This window comes from Pectobacterium polaris, from assembly GCF_002307355.1.
Taxonomy (GTDB): Bacteria; Pseudomonadota; Gammaproteobacteria; order Enterobacterales; family Enterobacteriaceae; genus Pectobacterium; species Pectobacterium polare.
This window is the reverse complement of the sequence record NZ_CP017481.1, coordinates 3,989,311-4,006,415: the sequence shown is the minus strand read 5'-3', so window position 1 is coordinate 4,006,415 and position 17,105 is coordinate 3,989,311. Positions and strand designations below refer to the sequence as shown.

16 protein-coding genes and 1 pseudogene are annotated in these 17,105 nt (G+C 54.7%); 13 read left to right on the top strand and 4 right to left on the bottom strand.

All coding sequences use genetic code 11. The features are described 5' to 3' along the window. The first annotated feature begins 54 nt into the window (after window positions 1-54). Window positions 55-644 (top strand): annotated as a pseudogene (locus tag BJJ97_RS17965) (TetR/AcrR family transcriptional regulator). A 51-nt stretch (window positions 645-695) separates the two neighbouring features. Here BJJ97_RS17965 and yegD read toward each other — a convergent pair. Next, complete coding sequence (gene yegD, locus BJJ97_RS17960) at window positions 696-2,048, bottom strand: molecular chaperone (RefSeq protein WP_095994838.1); 1,353 nt, start codon at window positions 2,046-2,048, stop codon at window positions 696-698. 217 nt (window positions 2,049-2,265) lie between these two features. Between yegD and BJJ97_RS17955 the strand changes: the two genes are divergently transcribed. After that, entirely contained in the window at window positions 2,266-2,709 is a 444-nt protein-coding gene (locus BJJ97_RS17955) for a lysozyme inhibitor LprI family protein (protein WP_095994837.1), read from the top strand. Window positions 2,710-2,787: 78 nt separating this feature from the next. Here the strand turns inward: BJJ97_RS17955 and mfd are convergent, their stop codons facing one another. Next, window positions 2,788-6,240, bottom strand: coding sequence for a transcription-repair coupling factor (mfd, locus tag BJJ97_RS17950; RefSeq protein WP_193438343.1), 3,453 nt, complete (start codon window positions 6,238-6,240; stop codon window positions 2,788-2,790). 142 nt (window positions 6,241-6,382) lie between these two features. On the opposite strand from mfd, the gene lolC reads away from it, so the two are divergent. The 5 genes from lolC (at window position 6,383) to cobB (ending at window position 11,370) form a co-directional block, all read left to right on the top strand. Further along, window positions 6,383-7,585 (top strand): lipoprotein-releasing ABC transporter permease subunit LolC, encoded by a 1,203-nt coding sequence (gene lolC, locus BJJ97_RS17945; protein WP_095994836.1) that lies wholly within the window; start codon window positions 6,383-6,385, stop codon window positions 7,583-7,585. Then, window positions 7,578-8,285, top strand: a complete 708-nt coding sequence (lolD, locus tag BJJ97_RS17940) for a lipoprotein-releasing ABC transporter ATP-binding protein LolD (RefSeq protein WP_039480363.1) — start codon at window positions 7,578-7,580, stop codon at window positions 8,283-8,285. Before lolC ends, lolD begins: the two co-directional genes overlap by 8 nt. Beyond that, window positions 8,282-9,529 carry a lipoprotein-releasing ABC transporter permease subunit LolE gene (lolE, locus tag BJJ97_RS17935; RefSeq protein ID WP_095994835.1) on the top strand — a complete coding sequence of 416 codons (1,248 nt, stop codon included), beginning with the start codon at window positions 8,282-8,284 and terminating at the stop codon, window positions 9,527-9,529. The genes lolD and lolE overlap by 4 nt, the downstream gene beginning before the upstream one ends. An 84-nt stretch (window positions 9,530-9,613) precedes the next feature. After that, complete coding sequence (gene nagK / locus BJJ97_RS17930; protein ID WP_095699851.1) at window positions 9,614-10,528, top strand: N-acetylglucosamine kinase; 915 nt, start codon at window positions 9,614-9,616, stop codon at window positions 10,526-10,528. Window positions 10,529-10,539: 11 nt separating this feature from the next. Further along, window positions 10,540-11,370: a Sir2 family NAD+-dependent deacetylase gene (gene cobB, locus BJJ97_RS17925; protein ID WP_095699850.1), complete on the top strand. Its 831-nt coding sequence runs from the start codon at window positions 10,540-10,542 to the stop codon at window positions 11,368-11,370. Here cobB and BJJ97_RS17920 read toward each other — a convergent pair. Next, the gene (locus BJJ97_RS17920) at window positions 11,367-11,633 is read right to left on the bottom strand and encodes a hypothetical protein (RefSeq protein WP_157910786.1); all 267 of its coding nucleotides are present in this window, start codon (window positions 11,631-11,633) and stop codon (window positions 11,367-11,369) included. The genes cobB and BJJ97_RS17920 overlap by 4 nt on opposite strands. A 218-nt stretch (window positions 11,634-11,851) precedes the next feature. Beyond that, the gene (locus BJJ97_RS17915; protein WP_095699848.1) at window positions 11,852-12,568 is read right to left on the bottom strand and encodes a Crp/Fnr family transcriptional regulator; all 717 of its coding nucleotides are present in this window, start codon (window positions 12,566-12,568) and stop codon (window positions 11,852-11,854) included. A 116-nt stretch (window positions 12,569-12,684) separates the two neighbouring features. On the opposite strand from BJJ97_RS17915, the gene BJJ97_RS17910 reads away from it, so the two are divergent. From BJJ97_RS17910 to BJJ97_RS17885, 6 genes are all read left to right on the top strand, one after another. Further along, window positions 12,685-13,026: a cupin domain-containing protein gene (locus BJJ97_RS17910; protein ID WP_095699847.1), complete on the top strand. Its 342-nt coding sequence runs from the start codon at window positions 12,685-12,687 to the stop codon at window positions 13,024-13,026. Between the two features lie 75 nt (window positions 13,027-13,101). Beyond that, window positions 13,102-13,866: a class I SAM-dependent methyltransferase gene (locus BJJ97_RS17905; protein WP_095699846.1), complete on the top strand. Its 765-nt coding sequence runs from the start codon at window positions 13,102-13,104 to the stop codon at window positions 13,864-13,866. A 136-nt stretch (window positions 13,867-14,002) separates the two neighbouring features. Then, window positions 14,003-15,040 (top strand): vitamin B12 ABC transporter permease BtuC, encoded by a 1,038-nt coding sequence (btuC, locus tag BJJ97_RS17900; RefSeq protein WP_095994833.1) that lies wholly within the window; start codon window positions 14,003-14,005, stop codon window positions 15,038-15,040. A 65-nt stretch (window positions 15,041-15,105) separates the two neighbouring features. After that, window positions 15,106-15,657 carry a glutathione peroxidase gene (locus BJJ97_RS17895; protein WP_095994832.1) on the top strand — a complete coding sequence of 184 codons (552 nt, stop codon included), beginning with the start codon at window positions 15,106-15,108 and terminating at the stop codon, window positions 15,655-15,657. After that, a complete protein-coding gene (btuD, locus tag BJJ97_RS17890) occupies window positions 15,658-16,434 on the top strand; it encodes a vitamin B12 ABC transporter ATP-binding protein BtuD (protein WP_095994831.1) in 777 nt (258 codons plus the stop codon). Window positions 16,435-16,577: 143 nt separating this feature from the next. Further along, the gene (locus tag BJJ97_RS17885; protein WP_095994830.1) at window positions 16,578-17,072 is read left to right on the top strand and encodes a C40 family peptidase; all 495 of its coding nucleotides are present in this window, start codon (window positions 16,578-16,580) and stop codon (window positions 17,070-17,072) included. Window positions 17,073-17,105 lie beyond the last annotated feature (33 nt).

Genomic DNA, 17,105 nt, shown 5'->3' with positions numbered 1-17,105 from the left:
ATTCATACGGAATGAATGTAAATAATCATACGATGTGTATGTAAGGATGTGTCGATGGTTCGTCGTACTCGTGCTGAAATGGAAGAAACTCGCGCTACGCTGCTGGCGACCGCCCGTAAGGTCTTTAGCGAACGCGGCTATGCTGACACCTCAATGGACGATCTCACCGCACAGGCGAGCCTGACCCGTGGGGCGCTTTATCACCATTTCGGTGACAAGAAGGGATTGTTGGCGGCAGTAGTGGAACAGATCGATGCCGAGATGGACGCACGACTGCAAGTCATCTCCGACACCGCCGAGGATGGCTGGGACGGTTTTCGTCGCCGCTGCCGCGCTTATCTGGAAATGGCGCTGGAGCCGGAGATTCAGCGCATTGTGCTGCGTGATGCCCGAGCGGTGCTGGGGGCGCGTCACCAGATTCACAGCGCCATTGCGTTGAGTCGATGCAGCGGCTGATCGATAACCTTATCCGACAGGGCGTGGTGGCTGATGCCGATCCACAGGCGCTGGCATCGTTAATCTACGGCAGTCTGGCCGAAGCGGCGTTCTGGATAGCGGACGGAGAGGATGGAAATGCGCGGCTGGCACAAGGTGTAGCCGCGCTGGAGTTGCTGCTGCGTGGGTTATTAGTCAAGCCACGGTAGCGATCAAAAGAATAGCCTGACGAGACACGTGGTTGGCGTCCCGTCTTTGGCTTAACGACGGAAAATAATCTCTGCCCAGCGCGCCAGTCCGGCGGTAACGGAACCAAAATCGTTGCCGCTGGCGATAGGAATATCAGGAAGTAACTGCTGAATAGCCTGACGCAGCAGCGGAGAACGGGCGCTACCGCCGGTCAGGTAGATCACTTCCGGGCGGGTTTGACTGGTTTCTAGCGCCAGCGTCACCTGTTGCTGAATACGCATGAGCGGATTCTCGATGGCGGCATTGAGTTCATCAGCATGAATGCGCGTTGCCAGACCCGATTCGATAAAGTGCAAATCGGCTGCCGTTTCCGACTGATTGGACAGCGCAATCTTGCTCTCTTCCGCCAGTTGAATCAGACGGTAGCTTAGGCGCTGTTGCCAGACGGTCAGCAGTCTTTTTACCAGTTCGGGCTGACGGGCATCGCGGATCATTTCGTTGATTAACGCGCGGCTGGCGGTGCTATGAAACTCTTTTTGCGCCGGAATATCGTTAATCGCAACCGCATTCCACCAGGTCATGAGTGGCAGAGCGATGCCTTTTTCCGATTCACTATTCATACCAAGCAGTGGCATCAGCTGTTTGAACGCGAGCATGATATCCAGATCGTTACCGCCAACGCGGCAGCCGCTGTGCCCTAATAGGCTTTGTGAACGTTCATGCTGCTTATGCCACTCTGGGCCCATCAGCAGCATGGAGCAGTCGGTGGTTCCGCCGCCGATATCCACGACCAGCACGCGCGTTTCTTTCGTCAGCGTGGATTCGAAATCCAGCCCAGCGGCCACGGGTTCAAACTGGAAGACGACGTCTTCAAACCCGGCACGGTGTGCCGCACGATCTAAAATGCCTTGCGCCTGCTGGTTGGCTTCTTCGCCGCCGATGCTTTGAAAGTTAATCGGGCGGCCGATGACGGCCTGACGAATAGGCTGATCAAGCTGGCTTTCCGCCTGCGTGCGGATGTGCAGCATCATGGAGCAGACCAGATCTTCAAACAGCGCAATCTGCTGGGCTTTCAGCCCGACGGCACCGAGGAAGGACTTCGGTGATTTAACGAACCACGTCTCTTCCGGGTCATCCATATAGTGGCGCAACGCATCACGTCCGAATTTCACGCTATCAGGCTGCACGCGAATATCTTCTTCGCGGTTGTAGCTGATGGCGCGCTTCAGCAGCAGCGCGTTCTCACCCTCAGCATTGACCTGATGGTGTCGCCATAACCACTCGCTAACCGCTTCGCGCACGGGCGCGCACAGCAGGGAAGAAAGATAAGGCGAGCCATTTTCCAGCGACAGGAGCCGTGGCGTTCCTGCATCCATAACCGCCACTGAACAGTTGGCTGTACCGTAGTCAAAACCGATAAACATAGTGAGGCCCATGCCATAGAAATTTTCCGGGAGACATTTTTAACGTCGCACCCGCGACGGCCCGGAAGGGAGGCCGCCAAGGATGGCGGACCATAAAAAGGGTGGCGACTTTACTGCGTTACGACGGTGCTTGTAAAGGCGGATATATTGGTTAATGATAATGCGTTGATATAGCAGTTAATAATGGAAAAAACACTAAGAAGGAACGGTGAATAAAATGAAAAAGGCAATACTTGTAACACTTCTGGCCATGGTGTCTTCGGCTCACGGTGCGAATAACACTAACGAGTCACCTGATGATCGACTCATTACTTGTACTGCGTCAGCTCAAGCGATTTCCGAGAGTAAAGCTTGTTTTGAGGCCGCTTATCAGGGATGGGAAGTGATTATGAATCAGCAGTACCAATCGCTGATGCGGGATAAGTCGCAAACGGTTAAAGACTCGCTGAAAAAATCACAAGACGCCTGGATTCAATACCGCGATGCCTATATTGAGGCAGCAGAAAATACGTATTGGGAATTCGAAGCGATGGACGGGCAGAAAAAAGATGAGAAAGTAGAAGGAACTTGGCAAGTGTTAACCTACGACATGAAGGTACGCATGGTTCGCGAAAGAGCCACCGAATTGTTACAGGTGCGAAGAAGTATTCTTGATTTCTAATTCACAATGCCGATGAATGTCGATATGAATTCATAAAATAACGGGAACCCGCAGGTTCCCGTTTATGTTGAAAGCGAGTTACGCCGCCAGCGTATGCTGCGCCATGTTCCCCAGCAGTGAACCGATAAATTCGATGCGCTGCGGACGGTCACTCAAATCCTTCATGAATTTCAAGCGAGTTGGGCCATCAAGACGGTAGGTGCCCGGATCGCGCTGTAACAGGCCGATAAGATGGGACGGATCGACGCGATTTTGCTCGCTGAATTCGATAAATCCACCTTTTTCATTCCCTTCAATACGGCGAATACCCAGCGCCTGTGCCTGCTGACGCAAAGCGGCAATCTGCAACAGATAGCGGCTTGCATCGGGGAGGAGACCGAAGCGATCGATCAGTTCGACCTTCAACTCATCCAGCTCGGCGGTGGTTTTCGCGCTAGCGATACGTTTGTATAACGACAGGCGCGTATTGACGTCGGGGATGAAATCGTCAGGCAGCAGGGCAGGCAAACGCAGTTCGACGTCGGTCTGGCTGTTGATCAGATCTTCCAGCGATGGCTCCCGACCCGCTTTCAGAGCCTCGACGGCGCTTTCCAGTAGTTCCATATAGAGCGAGAAACCGACGCTGGTCATTTGTCCGCTCTGATCGTCCCCGAGCAGTTCGCCTGCGCCACGGATTTCCAGATCGTGCGTTGCCAACGCAAAACCGGCGCCGAGGTCTTCCAATGAGGCAATCGCTTCCAGACGCTTCTGCGCATCGGTGCTCATCGCTTTAGGATTCGGCGTCAGCAGGTAGGCGTAAGCCTGATGGTGGGAACGCCCGACGCGACCACGCAACTGGTGCAGCTGTGCCAGACCGAAGTGATCGGCACGCTCGATGATAATGGTGTTAGCGCTCGGGATATCGATCCCCGTTTCGATGATCGTGGTACATACCAGAACGTTAAAACGCTGGTGGTGGAAGTCGTTCATGACCCGTTCCAGCTCGCGTTCGCGCATCTGACCGTGGCCGATCGCGATGCGTGCTTCCGGCACCAACTCTGCCAGCCGCTGGGTGGCTTTCTCGATATTTTCGACGTCGTTATAGAGGTAATACACCTGCCCACCGCGCAGAGTTTCACGCAGAATCGCTTCACGCACCACCAGATTGTCATATTCGCGGACGAAGGTTTTCACCGCTAAACGACGGGCGGGCGGCGTGGCGATGATCGACAGATCGCGCATTCCACTCATGGCCATGTTGAGCGTACGCGGAATTGGCGTAGCGGTCAGCGTCAGGATATCGACATCCGCCCGCATCGCTTTGATCCGCTCTTTGTGCCGCACGCCGAAGCGGTGCTCTTCGTCCACAATCAGCAGCCCTAAATCACGCCAGTGCACGTCGCTCTGCAACAGCTTATGGGTGCCAATCAGAATATCGACTTTGCCTTCCTGCGTTTCTTTCAGCACCTGAGTTTGTTCACGCGCGCTGCGGAAGCGGGAGATCATTTCAATCTTCACCGGCCAGTTGGCAAAGCGATCGCGGAAGTTGTCAAAGTGCTGCTGCGCCAACAGCGTTGTTGGCACCAGAACGGCAACCTGCTTATGGTTTTCAACTGCCAAAAACGCGGCGCGCATCGCCACTTCGGTTTTACCAAAGCCGACATCGCCACACACCAGACGATCCATCGCCAGCGGCTGGCACATGTCGCTCAGCACGGCGTTGATAGCCTGAGCCTGATCGGGCGTGGTTTCGAAGGGGAAACTTTCGCAGAAAAGCTGATACTGCGTTTTATCATGCTTAAACGCAAAGCCGCTTTTCGCCGCACGCTGGGCATAAATATCCAGCAGCTCGGCGGCGACATCGCGCACTCTTTCTGCCGCTTTTTGCCGCGCGCGTGACCAGGCATCGCCACCCAGTTTATGCAGCGGCGCATTCTCATCGGCACCGCCCGCATAGCGGCTGATCAAATGCAGCGAGGAAACAGGAACGTACAGCTTGTCTTCGCCTGCATAGGTCAAAATCAGGTATTCGGCCTTGATGCCGCCCGCTTCTAGCGTGGTCAGCCCAGCATAGCGGCCAACGCCGTGTTCGAGGTGGACGACGGGCTGTCCCGGCCGCAGTTCCGCCAGATTGCGGATCAGCGTATCGGTATTAATCGTGCGGCGGCTATCCTGACGGCGGCGACTGACACGCTCACCCAGCAGATCGCTTTCGCAGATCAACGCACGCTGACGCAGCGTGTCGATAAAACCGTGTTCGCTGGCACCGATGATCAGGTAAGTGCCGCGCTCCTGAGCCTGCTCCAGCGTGTTGATGAGTGTCGGATTCAGTTTGATACGCGCCAACAGCTCTTGCAGCGTTTCGCGTCGGCCTTCGCTCTCGACGGAGAAAATAATCTGGCCTTCGAACTGTTCGATAAAACGGCGTAGCGCGTCCAGCGGGGATTTCTGCTGATGCTGAATCGCCAGCTCCGGCAGCGGCAGATAGGCCAGATTCACGTTGGCGGCTTTTTCCGGCAGCGTATCGGTTCTTAATTGCACGCGCGGCCACGCTTTCAGCTCCGTGAACAGACCGTCTACGCGCAGCCAGAGTGAATCCGATGGCAGCAGCGGACGCATCGGATCGACACGACGGCTTTCAAAGCGCTGCTGAATATCCTGCCAGAAACGCTCGGCGCTCTGTTCGATATTGCCCGTGTTGACGATCAGCGTGTTGGTCGGGAAATAGCTGAACAGCGACGGCAGCGGTTCACTGAAGAATAACGGCTGCCAGTATTCGATCCCGGCAGGCCAGACGCCTTTGCTGACCTGCTGATAAATGTGCTCGGCATCGCGTCGCACCTCAAACTGCTCGCGCCACTGGCTGCGGAAAAGTTCGATGGCGGTTTTATCGGTCGGAAATTCGTGGGCGGGCAGCAGATTAATGTGCGGCACTTCATTCAGCGTGCGCTGCGTATCCACATCGAACAGACGCAGGCTGTCGATTTCGTCGTCAAAGAAATCGATACGGTAGGGCTCTTCGCTCCCCATGGGGAATAGGTCCAGCAGCGCGCCGCGCGTGGCATATTCACCGTGTTCCATGACCTGATCGACGCTGCGGTAGCCCGCCTGTTCTAATTGCGAACGCAGCTTATCGCGCGAGAGGCGCTGGCCTTTTTTCAACACCAACGCATGGCCGTGCAGGAAACTGTGCGGACAAATGCGCTGCATCAGCGTGTTGACCGGCAGAATCAGAACGCCGCGCGTCATGTTGGGCAATTGATAGAGCGTGGAAAGGCGGGTCGAAATAATTTCCTGATGCGGAGAAAAACTATCGTAGGGCAGCGTTTCCCAGTCAGGCAGGGTGGTGACGTGCTGGTCGGTAAATTGCTGAATTTCATCACGCAATCGCAGAGCGTTTTGCATATCCGGCGCGATAAGCACCACTAGCCCGGCGTGGCGTTCAATGATTTCTGCACATTCAACGGCGCAGGCAGCGCCGGTTAACTGGCCCAGCAGGCGCTGCTCACCCGCTTTGGGCGGCAGCGAATAACGGTAATTTTCAGGCATCATCTGATTATCGGGTCTCGCCTCCCTGCATCCGGCCAGGAATAAGAAAAAGCCGTAGAGTGAGGGTGTTAGGGTTCCATAAAGCAGTACTACCCTTTATTATCCTTGATCACTTTGCTTTGGCAACCTTATCCAGACGGATTTCATGTATCAACCTGTCGCTTTATTTATTGGCCTGCGTTACATGCGTGGGCGTGCATCAGACCGCTTCGGCCGGTTTGTCTCCTGGTTATCCGCCATTGGCATCACGCTGGGCGTGATGGCGTTGGTCACCGTGCTTTCCGTGATGAATGGCTTCGAGCGCGAACTGGAAGGCAATATTCTGGGCGTGATGCCTCAGGCAGTTATCTCTACGCCACAAGGTTCGCTGAACCCGGCGTTGATTCCTGCATCCTCCTTAGACTCGCTGGAAGGCGTAACGCGCGTTGCGCCGCTGACGACGGGCGATGTGGTGCTACAAAGCGCCCGCAGCGTTGCGGTGGGCGTGATGTTAGGCATTGATCCTGACGAACAGGAACCGCTGTCACGCTATCTGGTTAACGTCAAACAGCAGCAACTGCAATCCGGTCAGTATCAGGCCATTTTGGGCGATAAACTGGCCGCACAGCTGGGTGTTAAAGCTGGAGATCAAATTCGCATGATGGTAACCAGCGCCAGCCAACTGACGCCGATGGGCCGTATCCCCAGCCAGCGTATTTTCACCGTTGCCGGCACCTTTGCCGCGAACAGCGAAGTGGATAGCTACCAACTCTTAGTGAACCAGCAGGATGCTTCACGGCTGATGCGCTACCCCGCGAACCAGATTACCGGCTGGCGTTTGTGGCTGGAAAAGCCGCTGTCGGTCGATACGCTGAGCACGCAAACGCTGCCGGAAGGTACGGTCTGGAAAGACTGGCGTGAGCGTAAAGGTGAGCTGTTCCAAGCCGTACGCATGGAGAAAAATATGATGGGGCTGTTGCTCAGCCTGATCGTCGCCGTGGCCGCATTCAATATTATTACCTCGCTGGGTTTACTGGTGATGGAAAAACAGGGAGAAGTCGCCATTCTGCAAACGCAGGGGCTGACTCAACGTCAGATTATGGCGGTGTTTATGGTGCAAGGGGGGAGCGCTGGCGTGATTGGCGCGTTGTTAGGGGCATTGCTGGGGACGTTATTGGCCAGCCAACTGAATACGCTGATGCCGATATTGGGCGTATTGCTGGATGGTGCCGCGTTGCCTGTAGATATTGATCCCATGCAGGTCGTGACCATCGCCATTTCTGCGATGGTCATTGCCCTCTTATCGACACTTTACCCGTCATGGCGCGCTGCCGCCGTTCAACCCGCTGAGGCTTTACGTTATGAGTGATTTACCGTTATTGCAGTGTACTAACCTGTCGAAGCGCTATCAGGACGGCAAGCTGTCTACCGACGTGTTACGTGATGTCTCATTCGAAATGAGCAGCGGCGAGATGATGGCCATCGTCGGGAGTTCTGGCTCGGGCAAAAGTACGTTGCTGCATGTGCTGGGCGGGTTAGATACGCCGACATCAGGTGAGGTTATCTTTAAAGGCCAGCCGCTGAATACGCTTTCAGCGGCGGCAAAATCGGATTTACGCAACCGCGAGCTGGGCTTTATTTATCAGTTCCACCATCTGCTGCCGGATTTTACCGCGTTGGAAAACGTAGCAATGCCGTTGCTGATTGGTAAAGTGCCGACGTCACAGGCGCAGGATAAAGCCCGCGAAATGCTGGCGGCTGTTGGGCTGGAAGCACGCAGCCACCACCGTTCATCAGAGCTGTCCGGCGGTGAACGACAGCGTGTCGCCATTGCCAGAGCGTTGGTGAATAGCCCGTCTCTGGTATTGGCAGATGAGCCAACCGGTAACCTCGATCAGCGTACGACCGACACCATTTTTGAACTGCTGGGAGAACTGAACGTCCGTCAGGGCACAGCCTTTCTGGTGGTGACGCATGACCTGCAACTGGCTAGCCGACTGAACCGCCAACTGGAAATGCGCGACGGTCAGTTGCAGCAGGAACTGACCCTGATGGGAGCGCGGCAATGAGATTTCCTCCGCTCTCGTTGCTGATTGGCCTGCGCTTTAGCCGCGGCCGTCGGCGTGGCGGCATGGTTTCGCTGATTTCGGTCATTTCGACGCTCGGGATTGCCCTCGGCGTAGCGGTGTTGATTCTTGGCCTGAGCGCGATGAATGGCTTTGAACGTGAACTGAATAACCGCATTTTGGCCGTGGTTCCGCATGGTGAGATCGCACCGGTCAATCAGCCTTTCGACGGCTGGCAGGACATTCTTCCGAAAATAGAACAGGTGCCCGGCGTTGCGGCTGCGGCACCTTATATCAATTTCACCGGACTGCTGGAGAACGGTGCCAAACTTCAGGCGGTTCAGGTAAAAGGCGTCGATCCACAGCAGGAGAAACGTCTTAGCGCGCTGCCCAACTATGTGTTGAATGACGCCTGGCAGCGGTTCCGCGCGGGTGAACAGCAGGTCATTATTGGTCAGGGCGTGGCAAAGGCGCTGAATGTGGTGGAAGGCGACTGGGTCACGGTGATGATCCCGAACAGCGACCCGGAAATGAAGCTGATGCAGCCGAAACGCATCCGGTTGCACGTCAGCGGTATTTTACAGCTGAGTGGCCAGCTCGATCACGGCTTAGCGCTGATTCCGTTGGCGGATGCCCAGCAATATCTGGACATGGGGCAGAGCGTAACGGGGATCGCCATCAAGGCTAACGATGTGTTCTCTGCCAATAAGCTGGTGCGCGATGCGGGCGAAGTCACGAATGCTTATGTCTCTATTCGCAGCTGGATTGGCACCTATGGTTATATGTACCGAGACATCCAGATGGTGAGAACCATCATGTATCTGGCGATGATCCTGGTGATTGGTGTGGCCTGTTTTAATATTGTGTCAACGCTGGTGATGGCGGTGAAAGACAAAAGTAGCGACATTGCGGTCTTGCGTACGCTGGGCGCTCCAGACGGGCTGATTCGGGCTATCTTTATTTGGTACGGGCTATTGGCTGGGCTGCTGGGTAGCGTGATAGGCGCTGTCATTGGCGTGATTGTGACCTTGCAACTGACGCCAATTATTCGCGGTATTGAGGCACTCATCGGCCATAAACTGCTGTCCGGCGACATCTATTTTATCGATTTCCTGCCATCGGAATTGCATCTGATGGACGTCTTTATCGTATTAGGCACATCGCTGGTGCTGAGTTTGATTGCCAGCTGGTATCCGGCACGACGCGCCAGCCGGATTGATCCTGCTCGCGTGTTGAGCGGACAGTAAGCCAAGCCAACGCACATGCGGCTTGAGATATGACGGGGATATTCCCTATCGTGTGGGAAAGCGATCACACCCTAAGGAGCAGTCATGTACTACGGTTTTGACATGGGCGGCACGAAAATTGAGCTGGGCGTGTTCGACGCGGAGTTGAACAAGGTGTGGCAAAAGCGGGTGCCGACGCCGCGCAATAATTATGATGATCTACTCTCGACGCTGGTCAATCTGGTGCATGAAGCCGATGCTCAGGTTGGTATGCAGGGGAAAGTCGGTCTCGGCGTACCGGGCATGGAGACAGGTAACGACGGTGCACTATTCACCGCTAACCTGCCTGCGACGATGAGAAAACCGCTGCGTACGGATTTGTCGCAGCGTTTGCAGCGGGATATTCGCATCAGTAACGACGCTAATTGCTTTGTGCTGTCGGAAGCCTGGGATGCGGAATTTCGTTCCTATCCTATCGTGCTGGGCATGATTTTAGGCACGGGGCTGGGCGGTGGTCTGGTGATTAACGGGCGTCCGGTCGACGGGCGCAACGGCATCGCGGGCGAGTTCGGCCATCTCCGTCTGCCGTCCGACGCGCTGGATATCATCGGCGTGGATATTCCCCGCGTGAAGTGCGGCTGTGGTCAATCAGGCTGTATCGAGAATTATATTTCTGGTCGCGGTTTTGAATGGCTGTATGAGCATCTGTATGGTGAAGCGCTGCCTGCCGTGACCATCATCCGACACTATCGCGGCGGAGAAGAAAAGGCGCAGGCGTTTGTCGATCGCTTTATGGATTTGTTGGCGGCCTGTCTGGGCAATCTGCTGACCCTGTTCGATCCGCACCTGCTGGTGTTGGGCGGTGGACTGTCGAATTTTGATGAAATCTATCAAATTCTGCCGACGCGCCTTCCTTCACGACTTTTACCGATTGCGAAACTGCCACGTATAGAGAAAGCGCGTCATGGCGATGCGGGCGGCGTACGTGGTGCGGCGTTGCTACACTTAATGGATAACTAGCTGGAGAAAGTATGTATACGCGTCAACGATTAGGGCGATTTCATAAGGGAAAGCGTATGCGGCAACAGCGTCTTCGTGCGCGTATTTTCCATCGTGATTATCTGGCAGCAAGCGAAGTGAAAAAACCGCGCGTGGTGATACTGACGGGCGCAGGTATTTCAGCAGAGTCGGGCATCCGTACCTTTCGTGCGGCCGATGGCCTGTGGGAAGAGCACCGCGTTGAGGATGTTGCGACGCCCGAAGGCTTTCAGCGTAACCCCGAGCTGGTGCAGGAATTTTATAACGCCCGTCGTCGTCAGCTACAGCAGCCGGAAATTGTACCCAATGCTGCGCATCTGGCATTAGCGAATCTGGAAGCAATGCTGGAAGACAACTTCCTGCTGATTACGCAAAATATCGATAACCTGCATGAACGTGCTGGCAGCAAGCGCATCATTCATATGCACGGTGAGCTACTGAAAGTACGCTGTACCCAAAGTGGACAGATTTTTGAGTGGCCGGACGATCTCGCCGTCGGCGAACGCTGCCACTGCTGCCAATTTCCCGCGCCGTTACGCCCGCATGTGGTGTGGTTTGGTGAAATGCCGCTGCACATGGATAAGATTTACCATGCGCTGTCGCAGGCCGATTACTTCATTGCGATTGGCACGTCTGGGCATGTCTATCCTGCTGCCGGTTTTGTCCATGAGGCTCATTCGCACGGTGCCTACACGCTGGAACTGAATCTGGAACCGAGTCAGGTAGAAAGCCAGTTTGATGAAAAAATGTACGGCCCCGCCAGCGCCGTGGTGCCAGAATTTGTCGCTGCCTGGTTGACGCGCGGTCAAAGCATTAAGTTTTAAGCGTCCACAAAAAATTTTAAGCGCCCGCAAAAAGAGAAAACGTCATGAATCGTATGAGGATGGCGTTTTCTCTTGCCGATCGTTGCTGCAGCAACATTCATCAAGCTGATCGAAGGGCAACATCGCAGCGTGGTTAAAGAAACAATATTCACTCTCGCTACAGCGAGTATGCGCAGCGGTTTCTGTCGGCGAGTCCACCTGCGGATGTGGCGGCTGTTGGCTGTCATGGCGTGATGATGTTCCATGAAGCGACCGTGTTCCATGAAGCGATAAGGTTCGTCGGAAAAAGCCTAGCATAGCGTTACCCTCACGGTATCTCATCACAAGATGAATGAGATAATTATGTTAATGAGAGCTATTCTCATTAATGTAAGCTAAGCCTAGTTGATAATGTGATGATGTGGGAATGACAATTGTCAAAAAGTATATCCAAAATTGTTCTATCCCCCGTTGTGCTTGAATCAACAAAGGGTTAGATCGATCAGAATGTCCGTCGGGCCTCTGCCGCCAGCGCTTTCAGATAATTCAAATCGCACAATTCCACCTGATGACCCCGGTAGGTAATGTGGCCTTGCCGCTTCCAGTCGGACATCAATCGACTCAATGTTTCACTTCGCATCCCTAATGACGTCGCGAGCTGGCCCCGACTCACCGGTAATGTCAGTTGCTGAGTTTGCTGAATGTGGTGCTGGCGCAGCAGGTAATCTGCCAGACGCTGTGGTGCGGAGCTGGACGTCAGCCAATCGATTTGGTTGATCGTCGAGTAGAGCTTCTTGCCCAGATAGTTGAGCAGACGTAGTGCCAGCTCCGGGCGCTGCAAGCAAAACTGATGAATATCCTGCCGTGGGATCATCAGCGTGTGGCCATCGCTCTGTGCGCGGATATTCATCGGGAAGCGGCCGTGATCCATAAACACCGCGGCGATGGCGACAAACTCTCCGCGTTCAAACTGCCCGAAAATCTTCTCATCGCCGCCATAGGTATGGCGAAAAGCCTGTAATTTTCCTGCTTCAACCAGCAAACAGTGCTGCATTTTGTCGCCTTCGCGAAACAGAACATCATCCTGACGGAAAAACAGACGCTCGCTTTTTGCCAATAGCTCACACACCACATCGTTGGGTTCACCGCGCATCCAGTCATGCTGAAACAGCACCTCGCCGTATTCATCGGGCGATAGCGCTTTTTTGACAAATGTCATTTGCCCTCCCAGAGGCTGGTATTACCATCAAGCTAGTAAATGAAAATAATAATCACTTGCATGAATTCAGCAAGCAAAATCACGGCGCGCTGAATCGAGAATAGCGGAGAGTTTCCATGAAAGAAAATACCCTTCCAGCGGCACAGGCGCTGGTTCTCCATGAATTGATTACCCCAACCGAACACGGTATTGCCAGTCGCGTGTTGGCCCGTACCGACGGCGGCAATGTCACGCTGTTTGCCTTCGATCAGGGGCAGGGGCTGAGCGAACACAGTGCCCCTTATGATGCACTGGTTATGGTACTTGAAGGTGAATTATTGCTGACGATTGGTGGTGAGCCGGTTGTCGCGCAGCCCGGCACGCTGGTGCGTATGCCAGCCAATGTTCCGCATGCCGTTGATGCGCAGCAGTCGTCACGTATGTTGCTGACGATGTTGAAGACGCTGAAAACCAACTAAGCGCTATTCCATTAAGCACTATTCCATTAAGCGCGAAACGGCTACCGCGTTAACACCGAATTAAGGAGTGACAGTATGAGCGATCATGAAGCAGGACATAAATTTTTAGCCCGCTTAGGGAAAAAACGTCTGCGCCCCGGCGGCCGAAAGGCAACTGAATGGCTGCTCAGTCAGGCTGGGTTCCAGCAGGACAGCGTTGTGCTGGAAGTCGCCTGCAATATGGGCACCACGGCGATGGAGATTGCGCGTCGTTTTGGTTGTCAGGTTATCGGCGCGGATATGGATAAAGTGGCGCTACAGAAAGCGCAGGAGAATGTCGCGGCGAACGGTCTGGCATCGCAGGTCACGATTATGCAGGCAAATGCGCTGGAGCTGCCGTTTCCCGATAATCACTTCGACGTGGTGATTAATGAAGCCATGTTGACGATGTATGCCGACAAGGCCAAGAGCCGCATTATTGCCGAATATTATCGGGTGCTGAAACCGGGTGGTCGCCTGATTACGCACGACATCATGCTGCTTTCCGAGAAGGATACCGGGGCCTTGCAGGCGGTAGAACAGATGCACAAAGCGATCAATGTGCATGCTCAGCCAATGCTGCGTGAGCGCTGGGTGACGCTGTTTCAGGAGTGTGGTTTTAGCAAGGTTAGCTACGATAACGGCGCAATGACGCTGCTGACGCCACAAGGGCTGATTTATGATGAAGGCGTAGCGGGTGCGGCGCGCATCGTAAAAAATGCGCTGAAGAAAGAGAACCGCGACATGTTCTTCAACATGTTTCATACTTTTCGCCGCAATCGCAACCAGCTTAACTATATTGCGGTATGTAGCACCAAGTAGTGGCCGTATTCCTTTTGACCGCGTCGCGGTAACAAGGAAAAAGCGTGTAAGGCAGGCGAAATCGTTTAACATACGTGACAATACGTTATCTTAACTGCGCTTTTTTATTGCGCTGGATTCCTTGTTACGGTGAACAATGCAGCCATTATCGCCGGGTGATATCCCGCTAAAGTACGCGACGCAGTTACCGCATTACAGCCAGCTAAAGCAACAGCAGTGCAGACGCGATCGTCGGAGTCTGGCACTGCTGTTGGCGTTTTTCGTGCTCACGCTGGTCGTCAGCCTGTGTGCGGGGGAACGCTGGATTTGGCCGACGGCCTGGCTGGATGACGCTCAGCAGCTCTTTGTCTGGCAGCTGCGCTTGCCCAGAACGCTGGCCGTGATGCTGGTGGGGGCGAGTCTGGCGATGTCAGGCACCGTGATGCAGGCCGTTTTTGATAATCCGCTGGCGGAACCGGGGTTGCTGGGTGTCGCGAATGGCGCAGGCGTGGCCTTGGTGCTGACGGTACTGCTGGGGCAGGGATTGCTGCCTGTCTGGATGTTAAGCCTGAGCGCCATTGCTGGCGCGCTGCTGATTACCTTTCTGTTACTCCATTTTGCCCGTCGTCATATTTCCAATACCCGTTTATTGCTCATCGGCATTGCGCTCGGGATTATCTGTAGCGCGGTGATGACCTGGGCCGTCTACTTCAGTTCCAGCCTCGATTTACGCCAACTGATGTACTGGATGATGGGCGGCTTTAGCGGCATTGACTGGCGGCACGGCTGGCTGATGTTGACGCTCTTGCCGCTGCTACTGTGGCTGAGTCGTCAGGGCGCGGTACTGAACGGGTTGACGCTCGGTGAGATTCAGGCGCGTCAATTGGGTATTCCAGTCTATCGCTGGCGCACGATTCTCGTGCTGGTCATGGGCATACAGGTCGGGCTGAGCGTGGCGCTGGCCGGCATCATCGCGTTTATTGGTTTGGTGATCCCACACATGTTGCGGCTGTGCGGGCTGACCGATCAACGTTATTTATTGACCGGATGTGCGCTGGCCGGCGGTGGTGTTCTGCTGCTGGCGGATACGGTCGCGCGCGTTGCGCTGAGTTCAGCCGAGTTGCCGATAGGCGTGGTTACCGCTACGCTGGGATCGCCATGGTTTATCTGGCTGCTATTACGTAATCGACTGTAGCGATATGTCTTGTTCTATCCACTTTTGTTTATCAACTCTGTTTTATCACTGAAGGGAGCAAAACGATGAGCACTGAAATCCATGCTATTCCGCTAACCACCATTGATGGGAAAGCGACAACGTTTGAGGCGTTTAAAGGGCAGGTGGCTTTAGTCGTCAACGTCGCTTCTCAATGCGGCCTGACTAAACAATACGACGCGTTGGAAAAACTCTACGAAACCTATCGCGACAAAGGTCTGGTCGTGCTGGGATTCCCTTCCAATGAATTTGCGGGACAGGAACCGGGTTCGGAAGAAGAAATTCAGGAATTCTGCCGTGGGACGTTTGGCGTGCAGTTCCCGATGTTCAGCAAGATTGAAGTCAATGGCGATAACCGTCATCCGCTGTACCAAGTGTTGATTCGCGAGCAGCCGGAAGCCAACGGGACCTGGAAAAGTGATTTTTTTGCCCGTTTGGTCAATAAAGGCCGTAAGCCTAAGAACCCAGAAGACATTCTGTGGAATTTCGAAAAATTCCTGGTGGATCGCGAAGGGCGCGTGATTGATCGTTTTGCGCCGGATATGGCACCTGACCATGACACCATCGTGAAAGCGATCGAAGAGGCGCTGGCAAAATAAGTGACGCAGCAGACTTCCCCAGAATTACAGCTGTTGCAGGCCAGCGTCTTGCCGCGTTTGTCGCCGACGAGTGCGGAGTGCCATCGTGGTGAACTGTTGCACATCATCGGCCCGAACGGCGCAGGCAAGAGTACTCTGCTGGCAAGAGCGGCTGGCTTGCTGGCGGGGGAAGGAGAAGTCTGTCTGGCCGGCACGCCGCTGTCGCAGTATACGGCAGCGGATCTGGCCGTGCGGCGCGCCTATCTGGCACAGCAGCAACCGCCGCTGGCGCTGATGCCGGTATTCCAGTATTGGCAACGGCATCAGCCGCCGCTGGCTCAGGAAGATGCGGTTGAAAAGGTGGTGCATTTTCTGGCGGAACGTCTGATGTTAACCGACAAGCTGGCGCGCCCGCTCACGCAGCTGTCGGGAGGCGAATGGCAGCGCGTTCGGCTAGTGGCGGCGCTGTTGCAGATTTGGCCGACGATCAATCCGCACGCGCGTCTGTTGCTGCTGGACGAACCGACCAACAGCTTAGATGTGGCTCAGCAGGTGGCACTGGATTCGTTACTGAGTGAACTCTGTCGTTTGGGCATCGCGGTCGTGGTTTGCGCACACGATCTGAACCACAGCGCCCATCATGCGGATCGCGTATGGCTGCTGTCAGCAGGAGCGTTGGTGGCGCAGGGCGAGACGGCGGAAGTCATGCTGCCGGAGGTGCTGTCCCCTGTGTTTGGTGTGGCGTTTCAGCGGCACGTGGTCGATGGCAGAAACTGGATCATCACGCGCAGTGCCTAGCGCAGCCAGAAAATGGCGTCGTCAGAAAATAGGAAAAATCGCCTTTACTTGCCAGTCACCCCGATTAAACGCTAAATTAATCCAATACCTAGCATTTTCAAACGCTAGAGGACGATGGCCTCGGCGGTTTTATGGTAATCACGATGATACGTTTACGATCTGGTTTGCCCCTACGATATGGTTTGCTCCTCGCCAGCCTGATTTTGGTCGGCTGTAGCAGTAGTCGGCATAATAATCCGCCGCCGAACGCGCGTCTGAGCGATTCGATTATGGTGATGGTGCAGCTAAACGACCAACTGGGGCAATGGTACAGAACACCTTATCGCTATGGCGGGCTGGATCGTAACGGCGTTGATTGTTCCGGCTTCGTCTACCTGACGTTTCGCGATAGGTTTGGCATGCAGCTGCCGCGTACCACGGAAGCACAAACCGAACTGGGCGAGCGTGTTGACCGTGACAACCTGTTACCGGGCGATTTGGTCTTTTTCAAAACGGGCAGCGGCAGCAGTGGGCTGCACGTCGGCATTTATGACAAAGACGACCAGTTTATTCATGCCTCCACCAGTCAGGGCGTAATCCGCTCATCGCTGGATAACGTGTACTGGAAACGGGCGTACTGGCAGGCCCGCCGCATCTAATTTCCCCCCTTTATTATGCTTACAGCACGGAGC

Coding starts and splice junctions, on each gene's coding strand:
- cobB (WP_095699850.1), top strand. CDS start 10,540: ATGTATACGCGTCAACGATTAGGGCGATTTCATAAGGGAAAGCGTATG.
- lolC (WP_095994836.1), top strand. CDS start 6,383: ATGTATCAACCTGTCGCTTTATTTATTGGCCTGCGTTACATGCGTGGG.
- BJJ97_RS17905 (WP_095699846.1), top strand. CDS start 13,102: ATGAGCGATCATGAAGCAGGACATAAATTTTTAGCCCGCTTAGGGAAA.
- mfd (WP_193438343.1), bottom strand. CDS start 6,240: ATGATGCCTGAAAATTACCGTTATTCGCTGCCGCCCAAAGCGGGTGAG.
- lolD (WP_039480363.1), top strand. CDS start 7,578: ATGAGTGATTTACCGTTATTGCAGTGTACTAACCTGTCGAAGCGCTAT.
- BJJ97_RS17955 (WP_095994837.1), top strand. CDS start 2,266: ATGAAAAAGGCAATACTTGTAACACTTCTGGCCATGGTGTCTTCGGCT.
- lolE (WP_095994835.1), top strand. CDS start 8,282: ATGAGATTTCCTCCGCTCTCGTTGCTGATTGGCCTGCGCTTTAGCCGC.
- btuC (WP_095994833.1), top strand. CDS start 14,003: ATGCAGCCATTATCGCCGGGTGATATCCCGCTAAAGTACGCGACGCAG.
- BJJ97_RS17910 (WP_095699847.1), top strand. CDS start 12,685: ATGAAAGAAAATACCCTTCCAGCGGCACAGGCGCTGGTTCTCCATGAA.
- BJJ97_RS17895 (WP_095994832.1), top strand. CDS start 15,106: ATGAGCACTGAAATCCATGCTATTCCGCTAACCACCATTGATGGGAAA.
- BJJ97_RS17885 (WP_095994830.1), top strand. CDS start 16,578: ATGATACGTTTACGATCTGGTTTGCCCCTACGATATGGTTTGCTCCTC.
- BJJ97_RS17920 (WP_157910786.1), bottom strand. CDS start 11,633: ATGGAACACGGTCGCTTCATGGAACATCATCACGCCATGACAGCCAAC.
- yegD (WP_095994838.1), bottom strand. CDS start 2,048: ATGTTTATCGGTTTTGACTACGGTACAGCCAACTGTTCAGTGGCGGTT.
- BJJ97_RS17915 (WP_095699848.1), bottom strand. CDS start 12,568: ATGACATTTGTCAAAAAAGCGCTATCGCCCGATGAATACGGCGAGGTG.
- nagK (WP_095699851.1), top strand. CDS start 9,614: ATGTACTACGGTTTTGACATGGGCGGCACGAAAATTGAGCTGGGCGTG.